Raw genomic sequence first — 12,933 nt, forward strand, 5'->3', positions numbered from 1 at the left:
TTCCGGGCTTTTTGTTGACTATAAGTCTATTTCAACTTTTCGGGAGATCAATTTTCCAGACATTGTAAAACCTTCAATAAATAGAATGCAGGAATCCTGGGCGGTATTCTGTATTTTATGAATAACTTCTTCACCATTCTGTATAATTAGATCCGGAATCCAATCGATGACTCCAAAATCTTTATAAAGATCAGCTGAATAAGATTTGTATTTGGGGGCATAAAATTTCTTATATGCTTGGAATCCATTCGTCACAATTATTTTTCTGATGGTTTCTCTGGCCCTGGAACTGTTCTGCTCAGACCCGTCTTTCATTTTGATCTTGATCACTCCATTCCCTGCTCCCTGACCATAGCCTGCCTGTCCACTTCTGTTAATATAAATGTATGCAACGTCGGCTGAGCGCATGGTGGTTAGCATGTTTTCATCAAAAATCCGGGCTCCGTTTATATAGATTTGTGGTTTTAACATTTCAGAACCTGGAGCTGTTGCAAAACTGTTTGGAGTCATGGAATATATTTGGATCCCGTTGTATCCGCGTTTGATCCTGAAATGATTTTGTTCAATGATATCGGTTACAAAAGGATTTGTCCTTGCTTCTTCATCATCTACTTCTATAAGCTTTGATAATGGACTTTGAGTATTGAGTAATACCAATTCATCGCTCAGTTCTTTTTCTTTTGAGGCTTTTCGGCCGGAAATTTTTACGGTATCTAATACTTCTGTTTGTGTTAAAAATCCTTCTACGGGCTTACTGTAATCGTTTGGAATGTTTCTAAAAATGAATTTTTCGGGTTGAAGTTTGGAAGTGGTACTTCTTTTTGGAGTGATGGAGTAATTAATGGCCGGCTTCTTCACCCTTCCTTTTCGATTATTCAGCAAACCAAAAGACAGTTCAGTGCTATCTTTCAAAAAAAGATTGGTAAACTCAAAATTCCCATTTTCACTTAGCTCGGTTAGCTCCAGTAAGCCTGAGGAGTCATCTCTAATAAATAGCTGTCCAAATTTATCGGAATAATTGGTTAGTTGCCCCTTGATATGGAAGCCAGGATTTCTTTCAGGCTCCGAAACGGGGGAATTGTTTCCTGCATCCCAATCATAAGTGGACCAGCCCTGGGTCAACAGCAGTAAATCAAGATCGTAGTAGCGCTTCCTGGCATCAATAGAATGATCAAAATAATAGGAGGGATTTTCAATTCTTCCCTGTAAATAAGGCTTCAGTAGAAATTGGGAAAGTATGTTGTCTTCCGGATTGTAAGATTTGGTTCCTGCCGGTAATGCGGAAACGCTCAACCGGTATGTTTCACTATTATTGGCTGAAAATTTTAAGTTTATCGAATCACCAATTTTTTCTTTTACCGAAACTGATAATTTCAGGTTCTCATTTTCTACGGGATTATAGATCAGTCGTTCTGAAATCGGGTTAAAATTCTTGTCAAATATAGTGAGTGTATTGATCCCAGGAAAAATGGAGTCACTAGCAAACCGAAATAAGGCAGCATGGTCGTTCGCCGGGAACTGAAAACTATATGTTTTTATAGCGGAATTTTGGGAAATTGCAAGGTGAAACTGGTCGTTGCCTATTTTTTCTTTATGGGAAGGATTTGTTTTAATGGAAATGAAATACTCGTTTTTGTGATTATTGGTACTTAAAATGACCCCCGAATCTTCAGCTTCAGGCAGGTTCTGTGTTACCTGGTGCCCATCCCTGAAATTGATCACCACTTTGTAAGTCATTCCCGGTAGAGGATTAATACTGAAGGAGGCCATTCCCATTTTATTGGAATCAAATTTTTTCAATTCCTCTTCCTTATCATTGATCAAAATACCAGAAAATGCTTCAGGTGCAAAACCCTGTTCATTTAAGATCTTCACGCCCACGCGGTTAGTAACGCCGCTTAATAAATGACCCCCTTCCGGTAATAGCTGAATATCAAAATCTGGGTTTTTGGCCGTTTCTGGCTGGAAAGTAGGAGATACTATCTGAAAACTTACCAGATCATGGAGGTCTCGGTGCTGTTCGCTCATATAACTGGTAACAGCTTTTAAATAGTATGTTCCTTCCGAATATTGTTCTTTCTGCAGGTTGAGATAGCCAGCCGATTTTCCCTGCCAGATGAAGGTAGTTAGAAGATCCACGGAATTTCCTTTATTGTCAAACACTTCCAGTTCCAAATTGCCGTTCTGGCTGGCTGGCAAACTGGTTTGCAGATCATAGATATAAACCGAAAACCATAAAAATTCTTCCGGGAGTAAGGCAGTTTTATTTAGATGTATAAATACACTCTCCTGATTCTTGCTGAAAGTATTGGTATAATCATTCTGAAATTTTTGGATTTTCGAATCTTGAGCGCTTACTTGAAGAGTAAAAATGAAGCATAAAATGAAGTAAGTAATTTTTTGCATAGGCTGGTTTTGCGATTGAAACTACTTAACTCTAGGGAAAGAAAAGTGTATACTAATATAATAAAAATGACAAAAACAGAATGCCGTATAAAATAACAGCCCGGAATTTCCGGGCTGTTTCATATTCTAGTTCTAAATTGAATTATAAAATGGTAGCTGAACTGGTTTCAGCGGAACGATCTATTTTCTTGACCAATCCCTGTAAAACTTTTCCAGGGCCAACTTCCACGAAGCTGGTAGCACCGTCTTTGATCATATTTTGAACAGACTGTGTCCATTTAACCGGAGCGGTAAGCTGGAAGATCAGGTTTTTTTTAATCTCTTCAGGGCTGCTTACTGCGAAAGTGGAAACGTTCTGGTAAACCGGGCAGATAGGGTCATTGAATAGGGTATTTTCAATTGCTGCCGCCAGATCTTTTCTTGCCGGCTCCATTAAAGGTGAATGAAAAGCACCGCCAACAGGAAGCAACATCGCTCGTTTTGCACCTCGTTCCTTTAGATTTTCACAGGCTCTTTCAACAGCGGCTACTTCTCCTGAGATCACGAGCTGGCCAGGGCAATTATAATTTGCTGCCACCACAACGCCTTCAGTTTCTGCGCATACAGCTTCCACTAGTTCATCCTCCAGACCTAAAACGGCGGCCATGGTTGAAGCTTCCAGTTCGCAGGCATGTTGCATGGCCTGAGCTCTTTGAGCTACCAGTTTAAGGCCTTCTTCAAAATTCAGGGTCTTATTGGCAACCAGGGCCGAAAATTCCCCCAATGAATGTCCAGCGACCATATCTGGTTGAAATTGGTCACCAAGAACTTTGCTTAGAATAACTGAATGAAGGAAAACGGCGGGTTGTGTAACTTTTGTTTGCTTCAGATCTTCCGCAGAACCTTCAAACATGATATCGGTTATAGAAAAACCAAGTATGTCGTTTGCCTGATCGAAAAGGTCTTTGGCTTCGGGTGACTGATCATAAAGATCGGCACCCATTCCGCTAAATTGCGCGCCCTGACCGGGAAATACGTATGCTTTCATATCTTTAATTTAGAATTCCAAAATTAGGCAATAAAAAAAAGACCTCATAACAAAAGAGGTGTTACGAGGTCTTTTCCGACAAATACAGCGTTTAGACATTCAGCTTTCCTTTTTCACCAATATCTTTTCGTTCACCGCTAAGCGCCGCCATGCCTATCTTAAATAGGGTAATATATTTGTTCGATTTATTATCCCAGTAATATGCTTCAGAAGGATTGACCTTGATCCCGGTTAGAGCGGGATCATCTTTTCCCTGCTCGAACCAGGCATCATCGATCTTGGAATACAGTTCGTCAAGCACTTCTTTATTTGTTTCAATAAAAGCTTCTCCAAAAATGCTGATGTATTCCTTGTCGGCATTATTGCAGTATAACAATTGAACTTCGCGATCGTCCTCGATGTTGCGATTATGTTCGCTGTCACTTCGGCTTAAAAACCATAAAGCGCCGTGATCATCAACCTGCTTGGTATACATGGGTACGGCATTTAATGGTTTGTCGCCTATTTTCGTAACCAGCATTCCGGTTTTAGAATCTTCCACAATAGATTTGATCTTTTCTCGTGCTTCCGCATCGTATAAATTTTTCGTACTCATAGTCCATTTTTTTGTTGTATGAAGATAACGGAGGAGGGGCTGCTTTTGCGCTAAGGAACTATTAAAAAACTAAGCATTGCTGTTAAGAATTGTAAAATCAGCTGAAGCTTTTGATGATTGAAGTGACCTGACCCAGGTAGGAAGATCCAAAGATATTGAGGTGTACCAGTAAATAGTACAATTGCCAAAGTGGTATTCGTTGCTTCCAGCCTTCGGTAAAAGGAAATTCTTCCTGGTATACGTTGAACAATTCTGGAGAAAAACCACCGAAAAGCTGCATCATTGCCAGATCCATTTCCCGGGCAGCATAGGCCGTTGCAGGGTCGATCAGGCAGGGTTGTCCATATGCGTTTACAAGAAAATTTCCGTTCCAAAGATCACCGTGGATCAGGGCAGGCGGTTCATCGGGTAAAAGTTGCCGGCAATTTTTATAAAAAGCCTCGGAAATGGGAAGATAAAAACCTTGTTTTTCGGCCAAATCAATCTGCGGAACTAACCGCATGTCCACGTAGAAATCGGCGCAATTCTTTCTGAAGTCATTGTGCTGCGGGAGACTGCCGATATAATTATCATCTTCAAAGCCAAAGTTTTTACTGGTATTTCTATGGAGCCTGGCGAGCTGTTCTCCAAATATCGTCCAGAAATTAGAGCTTTTGGGAGCTGTTTCCCGATACTCCACCAACAAATAGCTATACTTTCCAAGTGTTCCGGTAGCGATAGGAGCGGGGACGTCTATAGCTTCAGTAGATTTTAAACTATGAAGTCCTCGACTTTCTGCTTCAAACATTCCGGGGAAGGCCTGTGCATCGTTCAGTTTTAAAACCAGGCTATCCTGCCCTTTTAATAGAAAAACCTCATTGATGTCGCCACCTGTGAGTCTATTATATTCTCGAAACGAGAATTGGTGTTTTTCAGCGATCTGGTAAAATAATTCGGTTTTTTCAGATTCGCTCATAGGTAAGATAGGTAAAGGAGTAGTCGTGTTTTTCATCTTTATCATGAAACTGGTCCTTTACGATCTTCCATATATTTCGATCTATTTCCGGAAAAAAAGCGTCTGCCTCAAATTCGGCATGAACGCGGGTGAGCTCTATCCGATCGGCATGGCTCATGCCCATTTCGTAAATCTCACCGCCACCAATAATAAAGGCTTGTTCATCCAGTTTTGCCGCCCTGATGGCTTCTTCCATAGAATGGACCACGATGACACCTTCCGGTTGATAGTCTTTTTTTCTGGTGATCACGATATGGGTGCGATCAGGAAGCAGTTTTGGAAAGGATTCGAAAGTTTTACGTCCCATGATAATGTGGTGGCCCGAGGTAAGTCTTTTGAATCGTTTAAAATCGTCTGGCAAGTGCCAAACGAGATCATTGTCTTTTCCTAGAGCGTTATTTTCCGCAGCTGCGGCTATCAGAGTGAGCATGGATTAACTGTTTATTGGTCTATCGGGATCGTTAGGTTCGATTCGAATATTGGGTTCTTCTTTTGGGAGCGCCTGCCGGTTATCGGGTAGCGGATGATCTTTCTCCACCTTCGCCTGTAATTTGGCAATTTTCTCCTTTTGCTTTTTAACCAGACGGTCTACCTGTTTGGCTTCCCATTCCTTGCCCATCAAACTATTTACGATGAAAACGTTGAAAAAATGAATAAGAAAAAGCAGTGTCCAGAGTAAAACTGCCCAAACGAACCAGTTATAGCCAAGAGGTTTGAAATCTTCCTGGTACCCGATCACGACGTTGAGAACGATCAGGAATACCGCTCCGATCAGGTAGACCACAAAATGCCGAAATAGATTCTTTTTTTGCTTTGTCCTGGCTCTGGCATTCTCATAGAGTTCCCGCTGCTCGTAATCTATTTTAGATTCGTTTTTCTTTTTAGAGAACATAATTAGGGTTAAATTAGTATACTTTCAAATTTACTGTTTTACTCAAGAACCCTCCTAAAGCTTATGGATAATTTAAGAAAAGGCTTCCCGGTACTGGAACAATACACCTATTTGAACACTGCCGCGTCTGGTTTATTACCCGAAAAGGTTTGGGAATACCGCCAGGAACATGATCTTGATTTTTTGATCCAGGCCAGTATTCTGAAGGAAAAGCAGGGAAAAGTCCTAACAGGTGTTCGGGAGGCGGTAGGTCAATTTTTCAATTGTCAGCCCAATCGGGTAGCGCTTGTTCCTAATTTTTCCTATGGTTTCAATAGCCTTCTGGAAAGTATCGCTTCGGAAAAACCTAAAAAAGCCCTGTTGCTGAAGGGAGATTATCCCTCTATAAACTGGCCGGTGGAATCGCGGAATTTCGAGGTGGTATATGCTGAAATTGATCAGAATCTCGAACAAAACATTCGGCAGAAACTCGAACAGGAGCAGCCAGATTTTTTTGCCTTCAGTATCGTGCAATATATCAGTGGGGTCAAGTTGAGTCCCAAATTTCTGAAAGAGCTGAAAGCCGATTTTCCCGACGTGATTCTGATGGCTGATGGGACCCAATATTTTGGAACAGAGAGATTTGATTTTGATGATTCCGGTCTGGATGTGGCGCTGAGCAGCTGCTACAAATGGCTCAATGCGGGCTACGGAAACGGTTTTATGCTCTTTAACGAGAGCGTACAGGGCAAACTTGCTCCCAAACATCTTGGCTTTGGTTCGTTGCAGGGAAAATACAAGGCTCACGAAGGAAATTTTATCGGGAAATTTGAGCCGGGTCATCAGGATACGCTGAACTACGGAAGTATCAAAATAGCGCTCGAAGTCATCAAGCAGAAAGGTATGGATGCGATTGCTACTCAGGTTACAGCCCTAAAGACAATGGCCATGAAGCGTTTTGCTCAGGCTGGCTTGGTCCCGGAATGGATAGCAGAAAGACCAGATTTTTCACCTCTTTTCAATATTAATGGGGATGAAAAACTGTTTCAGAAACTTCGCGGTGAAGGCATCATTACTTCGCAAAGGGGAGAAGGGATCAGGGTAAGCGTGCATTATTTCAATACTTCTGAAGACCTGGAACACCTGTTTTCGGTTTTGAAAATCTAAAACTTCCGAAGTTAAAAACTATGGAATTATAGAAATTTTGGGATAAAAAACGTTTGCGCATTTTATCCTTAACCGAAAATTGGTTAAAATTTTTACTGATTCGTAAAAATGAATCTAACTAACTGATTTTTATTGTTTTGTGTTTCTTTATTGATTTTATTTGAAGCGTAGAAAATCACAAAAATTTGCGTCATGTCAATTACAAAACAATACCTGAAATCCAAGCCGGAGTGTAAGATCACTTTTACTTTTCCTTCTGCTGAAGCCGATCAGGTGGCGGTTGCAGGAGATTTCAATAACTGGGAACCAACTTCTCTGAAGAAATTTAAAAACGGAACTTTCAAGGCTCAAATGAACGTTCCTGTAGATAGCGAATATCAGTTTAAATATGTTGTAGACGGGCAGTGGACTAATGATGCCGAGGCCGATGGTTACAAGTGGAATGACTTTGCCGCGTCTGAGAACAGCGTGGTAGTTGTTTAAATATTCTGATAGTTTGAAAATTGGTTAAAGTTGCCTATACGGTGACTTTAACCCCTTTCCAAAATGCCACATAATTCTCTATGGGTTTAGCGGCATAGCTTGCCTTCGGATAATACCAGGCGGCATCTTCATTTACCTCCCCCTTTACGTGAAGGTGGAAATAAGCAGCTTTGCCTTTCCATGCACAGCGAGTTTCCTTCTTACTGTTGGTGAAATATTCCGGTTTTAGGGAATCCATTGGAAAATAATGGTTGCTTTCCACGATGCGGGTTTCCTCACTTTCCGCGATGACCGAGCCATTCCAGACGGCTTTCATAAACAGGTTTTTGATGGTTACTTTCTCCTAAAGATATAATTTTTATAGCAGTTTGCGACGTCATGAAAGTCATTTTCAATGACCAGCCCCGCATTATCAGCCAGCCATTGAACGATATGATCATCATATTTTTGAGAAATTTCAGTGTGAATACTTTCCCATTTGTCAAATTTCACTTCCAATTCCAGCGATTTGATTCTAACGGTTTGAGCTGTTTCGCTGACTAAAAAGCTCTTTGCAGTTCCAGTTTCAGGATCATAGGTTTCCCAATGTCGAAAGGCGTCGAGGTCGAAATTGGCCTCCAGTTCCCTATTGATGCGCTCCAGTAAATTCTTGTTGAATGCTGCGGTGATCCCGGACTCATCGTTATAGGCATTTAAAATTACCTGCGGATCTTTTTTCTGGTCGAATCCCATGAAAAGCATATCCTCCTTGCTCATTGCGGTTTGGATGTTCTTCAGGAAATTTACTGCTTCCTTATGAGAAAGATTGCCAATATTACTGCCCAGAACCAAAATGACCTTTTTTCGGCTATTGTATTCTGAAAGTTTTTCCAGGGTTTTAAAATAGGTGCCTTGCTGAGGTTTTACCTTTACGGCCGGTAATTCTTTTTTTAAAGATTGCTGAAGATCATCCAGTGCATGCTGGCTGATATCCACCGGTAAATACTGAAAATCATATTCTTTTTTTAGAAGTTCCTTCAGAAGTACTTTAGTTTTTTTTCCATCGCCTGCGCCCAGTTCGATCAGGTCCACACCTTCAGGATGCTGAAAAGAATCGGCAATTTCTGGCGCATTCATTTCCAGTATGTCGAATTCGCAGGAAGTGAGGTAATATTCCGGCATGTCCATGATTTGCTGAAAAAGCTTATCGCCTTTTTCATCATAGATGTATTTGGAATAGAGAAACTTCGGGTAGCTGCTCAAACCTTTGTAGGTATCTTCGGCAAATGCCGACTGGAAAGTGATCTGTGATTCGTTTTTCATAAATTTTTTATTGAGCGAGCCTTAGCCCGTTGAAATGCCATCGCAGTGGCGCGTGAAAGAAATTTCTGTACGTGTAGCGTTGGTGATCTCTGGAAGTCGCTACCGATGCACCGCGTAACACTTTTTGGTTGACCATGAATTTACCATTGTATTCGCCCAAAGCACCATCGGCTTTTTGATAATTTGGATAAGGAGAATAAGCGCTCTCGGTCCATTCCCAGCGGGAGCCCCATTCAAAATATTTCTGAGCGATCTCCCATTCCTGTTCAGTTGGTAACCTCATGCCTTTCCATTGGGCAAAAGCAAAAGCTTCGTAATAGGAAATATGAGTGACAGGAGCTTCTCCGATTAGAGGAACTAATCCGTTTAATGTATACTGGTGCCAGCTTTGTCCAATCTTATGCCAGTACAGCGGTGACCGGATATTGTTTTGGTTCACCCAGTCCCAGCCTTCTGCATGCCACAAAAGTACTTTCTCATAACCGCCGTCTTCAATGAATTCCAAGAATTCGGCATTTGTGACTAGTTTGTTGGAAATCTTGTAATCCTGCAGGTATACCTTGTGAACGCCCAGTTCATTATCATAGCTGAAATCATTTGTTTTATGCCCGATTTCATAGACGTCTTCCGGAATTTCAATCCATTTCTTAGGGAAATCTTCAATAGGGTTTTCCCGGAACTGGTCGTTATATTTGGGAAATAGCGGGTTGTTTCCCAGAATGTATTTGATGTCGTAATACAGCAATTCCTGATGCTGTTTTTCATGATGGCAACCAATTTCCATGACTCCAAGTGCTTCCGCTGAAAGTTCCTGAGTTTCTAATAGTTCCAGGATTTTATCGGTTACGTAACGGCGGAAATCATAGATCCATTCTACGCTGGGCCTGGACAGGTTTCCCCGGTCTGTTCGGATCACTTTTTCACCAACGCTTTCGTAATAGCTATTGAAAACATAGGCTGTATGCTCATCAAAAAGCTGGTGATCTTCCGCATATTTTTTCAGAATAAATTCTTCAAAAAACCAGGTAGTATGCCCCAAATGCCATTTAGGGGGTGAGACATATTCCACGGGTTGTACCACATAGTCTTCAGTTTTAAGGAAGGAACAGATCAGTTCAGAATCTGTTCGGGTTTCCTTGAAAAGTTGAGTGATTTCCTGTTGATTGAGCATAAAAAAGAGGGATACGTTTTAGGTATCTCTCAAATTTACAATTTTCAATAGACGAAAAACTTAGGCAGTAGTTAAGGTGTAGTTAAATCCTGAATTTCCATTTTGTACAAAAAAAGGGACCTGTTTCCAGATCCCTTGGATTGTTCATTTCTTAGGATATTAAAAAGTAAGCGGAATAGTGTATTTGATGGCAGTGGCTTTGCCGCCTCTTTTTCCAGGTGTCATTTTGGGAGCCGCCTCCATCATTCTTTTGGCTTCGGCGTTTAATTGAGGATATTTACCGTCTACAGAATTCACCACAACACGGCCTTCTTCGTTCACTTCCATTTTGATCGTGACCTTTCCCCTGATATATTCGCCTTTATCATTTTTGGGATATTTGAAATTGGTCTTCACGTGCTGCATGAGCATTTTGTTGAAACAGCCATCCTTATCGGCTTTGTTATCACAACCGGGCCAAACGGGTGAAGATTCCTTAATGGTTACGGTATTTCCTTCCACCTTCACATCTTCCTGAGCATAAGTGGTAATTCCTGCCAACAAAAAGAAGGCGATTAAGATTTTTTTCATGGTATTAAAAATTAAATGGGACTGTAAATTCACGGGCGTCGGGTTCTCCCTGAAGGGTTCCCGGTTCCATTTCAGGTATTTTATTGATCATTTTTTCGGCCGCCGCATTGACCTGCTGATTTTTTCCTTTTATGTCCAGCACATTTACTTTACCGTTCTCATCAATTTCAAAACTAACGGTTACTTTTCCGCGAACGTACTCACCCGCGTCATTTTTAGGGTAAACGTAATTTTCTCTAACGTGCTGGGATAATTTCTGGTTAAAACATTTCTTTACGTTGCCGCTGTCTTCGCAACCGGGCCAAACGGGTGATGTTTGCTGGGCCTGGGCAAAACCAATTCCACCAAGTAAAATGCATGTAATAACTAATAAGCGCTTCATAATAATTTGAAAATTTTAAAAATTAAAGAATTACACCGCTACCTTGGCTTTTATGGCCGGATGCGGATCGTAATTCTCCAATTTAAAATCTTCAAACGTAAAATCAAAAATATCTTCGATTTCTGGGTTCAGTTTCATCTTTGGAAGGGGTCTGGGATCCCTGGAAAGCTGCAGTGCTACCTGCTCCATATGGTTGCTGTAAATATGAACATCCCCAAAAGTGTGTACGAAATCTCCCGGCTCGTAACCGCAAACCTGAGCCATCATCATGGTAAGCAGGGCATAAGAGGCGATATTGAAGGGTACTCCTAGAAAAACATCAGCGCTGCGCTGGTACAACTGGCAGGATAACTTACCATCAGCCACATAAAACTGGAAAAAAGCGTGGCAGGGAGGTAGTGCGGCTTTTCCGTTCGCCACATTTTCTGAAAAAGATTTGGAGGTGTCTGGTAAAACCGAAGGATTCCAGGCCGAAACCATCATTCTTCTGCTGTTAGGATTGGTCTTCAGGGTTTGGATGACTTCCTGGATCTGGTCGATCTCCTCACTGTTCCAGTTTCTCCACTGGTGACCGTAAACAGGCCCGAGATCGCCATTTTCATCGGCCCACTCGTTCCAGATGCGTACGCCATTTTCTTTAAGATAGTCGATATTGGTATCGCCTTTTAAGAACCAAAGCAGTTCATAAATGATCGATTTAAGATGTAGTTTTTTGGTGGTGACCATTGGGAAACCTTCGCTGAGGTCAAACCGCATCTGGTAACCGAAGACGCTTTTGGTGCCGGTTCCGGTGCGATCGCCTTTTACGGCTCCCTGTTCTAAAACATGCTTTAAAAGATCGTGATACTGCTTCATAATCAGTCTATTTTCCAGAAAATTTATCCGAATAAAAATAAGAAAACAGGCAAAAAATGAAAGACAATTTCAGAAGGATTCGAAAATAGTTATCAACTTGATGTGAATTACTGAGGTGCTAACAGTCACCGTCAACTGCACAGCGATCGGCGTGATAGGCATTGCGCTCTCCCATCGGTTTTTGTTTGCCTATCGTGGTGTCATAACGGGTCTGATGTTCCATTTCAGAATTGATTTCAGCACCCATGAGTACAATAAAAGCGGTGAGAAATAACCAAAGCATGAGAATGGCGACCGCAGCAAAACTTCCGTAGAGGTCGTCATAGCTGCCAAAATTGCTCACATACCAGGAAAAGGCGATAGAACCGCCAAGCCAGACTAGTGTTCCGAGGAAAGCTCCCCAGCTCACCCAACGGAAACGGGGACTTCTCCTATTGGGAGCGATCTTGTACACCATGCTGAGGCTGAAAATAAGGATGATTCCCAGGATCACCCAGCGAATCCAGCCCAGGACGTGTTCGATTTTGGCACCCAGACCAAGTTTTTCGATCAGCAATGGGAAGAATATAACGATGAGTAAGCTGATGAACCCAATCACCACTCCTCCAAGTGTAAAGACTAAGGTGAGTATGTTCTTTTTGATAAAATGACGGGTTTCCGGCTCATCGTAGGCGATATTGATACCCTGAAACAACGCGCTGGTTCCCTTATTAGAACTCCAGATACTGATAATTATACTGATAAAAAGCCCCCAGCCAATTTCGTGGTTGGACTGGTTCAGGATCGGGTCCAGGAAATTCATCAGCATCCCGAAACTTTGTTGCGGTAAAAAAAGTTGAACATGTGAGATCTGTTGTTCAATTCTGGCAGGATCGATCACCAAGGTGTAGACAGATATCGCCGCGACGATCGTGGGGAAGATAGCAAGGAAAAAATAAAAGGCAACTCCCGCAGAAACGATCTGTACGTTATCTGCCTTCATTTCGTGGAAAACGCGTTTGGCGATGTCTATCCAGCCTTTCAGAGGGATCTGGTGCGGCCACTGCGCTTCTTCGCCGCGGTAAACGGTCTTGGTTTGATCTTCGCTCATTTCAGTTGGCGTCAACTTCA

15 protein-coding genes are annotated in these 12,933 nt (G+C 41.9%); 2 read left to right on the plus strand and 13 right to left on the minus strand.

The genetic code is table 11. The features are described from left to right. Positions 1-18 precede the first annotated feature (18 nt). From GRFL_RS10150 to GRFL_RS10175, 6 genes are all read right to left on the minus strand, one after another. On the minus strand, positions 19-2,406 hold the full coding sequence (locus GRFL_RS10150; RefSeq protein ID WP_083644512.1) for a hypothetical protein: 2,388 nt from the start codon (positions 2,404-2,406) through the stop codon (positions 19-21). 142 nt (positions 2,407-2,548) lie between these two features. Next, positions 2,549-3,433 (minus strand): ACP S-malonyltransferase, encoded by an 885-nt coding sequence (gene fabD / locus GRFL_RS10155; protein ID WP_083644513.1) that lies wholly within the window; start codon positions 3,431-3,433, stop codon positions 2,549-2,551. A gap of 91 nt (positions 3,434-3,524) precedes the next feature. Continuing rightward, positions 3,525-4,028, minus strand: coding sequence for a pyridoxamine 5'-phosphate oxidase family protein (locus GRFL_RS10160; RefSeq protein ID WP_083644514.1), 504 nt, complete (start codon positions 4,026-4,028; stop codon positions 3,525-3,527). Between the two features lie 97 nt (positions 4,029-4,125). After that, a complete protein-coding gene (locus tag GRFL_RS10165) occupies positions 4,126-4,983 on the minus strand; it encodes a fructosamine kinase family protein (protein ID WP_083644515.1) in 858 nt (285 codons plus the stop codon). Next, the gene (locus tag GRFL_RS10170) at positions 4,970-5,452 is read right to left on the minus strand and encodes a dihydrofolate reductase (RefSeq protein ID WP_083644516.1); all 483 of its coding nucleotides are present in this window, start codon (positions 5,450-5,452) and stop codon (positions 4,970-4,972) included. The genes GRFL_RS10165 and GRFL_RS10170 overlap by 14 nt, the downstream gene beginning before the upstream one ends. A 3-nt stretch (positions 5,453-5,455) precedes the next feature. Further along, positions 5,456-5,914 (minus strand): 2TM domain-containing protein, encoded by a 459-nt coding sequence (locus tag GRFL_RS10175; RefSeq protein WP_083644517.1) that lies wholly within the window; start codon positions 5,912-5,914, stop codon positions 5,456-5,458. A 63-nt stretch (positions 5,915-5,977) separates the two neighbouring features. Here GRFL_RS10175 and GRFL_RS10180 point away from each other — a divergent pair, with 63 nt between their 5' ends. Together GRFL_RS10180 and GRFL_RS10185 are read left to right on the plus strand one after the other, a co-directional pair. Then, positions 5,978-7,060, plus strand: coding sequence for an aminotransferase class V-fold PLP-dependent enzyme (locus tag GRFL_RS10180; RefSeq protein ID WP_083644518.1), 1,083 nt, complete (start codon positions 5,978-5,980; stop codon positions 7,058-7,060). 192 nt (positions 7,061-7,252) lie between these two features. Beyond that, positions 7,253-7,543 carry an isoamylase early set domain-containing protein gene (locus GRFL_RS10185; RefSeq protein WP_083644519.1) on the plus strand — a complete coding sequence of 97 codons (291 nt, stop codon included), beginning with the start codon at positions 7,253-7,255 and terminating at the stop codon, positions 7,541-7,543. Between the two features lie 34 nt (positions 7,544-7,577). Here the strand turns inward: GRFL_RS10185 and GRFL_RS10190 are convergent, their stop codons facing one another. The 7 genes from GRFL_RS10190 to GRFL_RS10220 form a co-directional block, all read right to left on the minus strand. Beyond that, positions 7,578-7,859, minus strand: coding sequence for a DUF427 domain-containing protein (locus tag GRFL_RS10190; RefSeq protein WP_083644520.1), 282 nt, complete (start codon positions 7,857-7,859; stop codon positions 7,578-7,580). 17 nt (positions 7,860-7,876) lie between these two features. After that, the gene (gene egtD / locus GRFL_RS10195) at positions 7,877-8,845 is read right to left on the minus strand and encodes an L-histidine N(alpha)-methyltransferase (RefSeq protein ID WP_083644521.1); all 969 of its coding nucleotides are present in this window, start codon (positions 8,843-8,845) and stop codon (positions 7,877-7,879) included. Positions 8,846-8,852: 7 nt separating this feature from the next. Beyond that, positions 8,853-10,016: an ergothioneine biosynthesis protein EgtB gene (gene egtB, locus GRFL_RS10200; protein WP_083644522.1), complete on the minus strand. Its 1,164-nt coding sequence runs from the start codon at positions 10,014-10,016 to the stop codon at positions 8,853-8,855. Between the two features lie 159 nt (positions 10,017-10,175). Beyond that, positions 10,176-10,586: a TonB family protein gene (locus tag GRFL_RS10205; protein ID WP_083644523.1), complete on the minus strand. Its 411-nt coding sequence runs from the start codon at positions 10,584-10,586 to the stop codon at positions 10,176-10,178. A gap of 4 nt (positions 10,587-10,590) precedes the next feature. Then, a complete protein-coding gene (locus GRFL_RS10210; protein ID WP_083644524.1) occupies positions 10,591-10,968 on the minus strand; it encodes an energy transducer TonB in 378 nt (125 codons plus the stop codon). A 30-nt stretch (positions 10,969-10,998) separates the two neighbouring features. Then, on the minus strand, positions 10,999-11,823 hold the full coding sequence (locus tag GRFL_RS10215; RefSeq protein ID WP_083644525.1) for a thymidylate synthase: 825 nt from the start codon (positions 11,821-11,823) through the stop codon (positions 10,999-11,001). A gap of 118 nt (positions 11,824-11,941) precedes the next feature. Continuing rightward, positions 11,942-12,913: a YihY/virulence factor BrkB family protein gene (locus GRFL_RS10220; protein ID WP_083644526.1), complete on the minus strand. Its 972-nt coding sequence runs from the start codon at positions 12,911-12,913 to the stop codon at positions 11,942-11,944. Positions 12,914-12,933 lie beyond the last annotated feature (20 nt).

It is taken from the genome of Christiangramia flava JLT2011 (genome assembly GCF_001951155.1).
Taxonomy (GTDB): Bacteria; Bacteroidota; Bacteroidia; order Flavobacteriales; family Flavobacteriaceae; genus Christiangramia; species Christiangramia flava.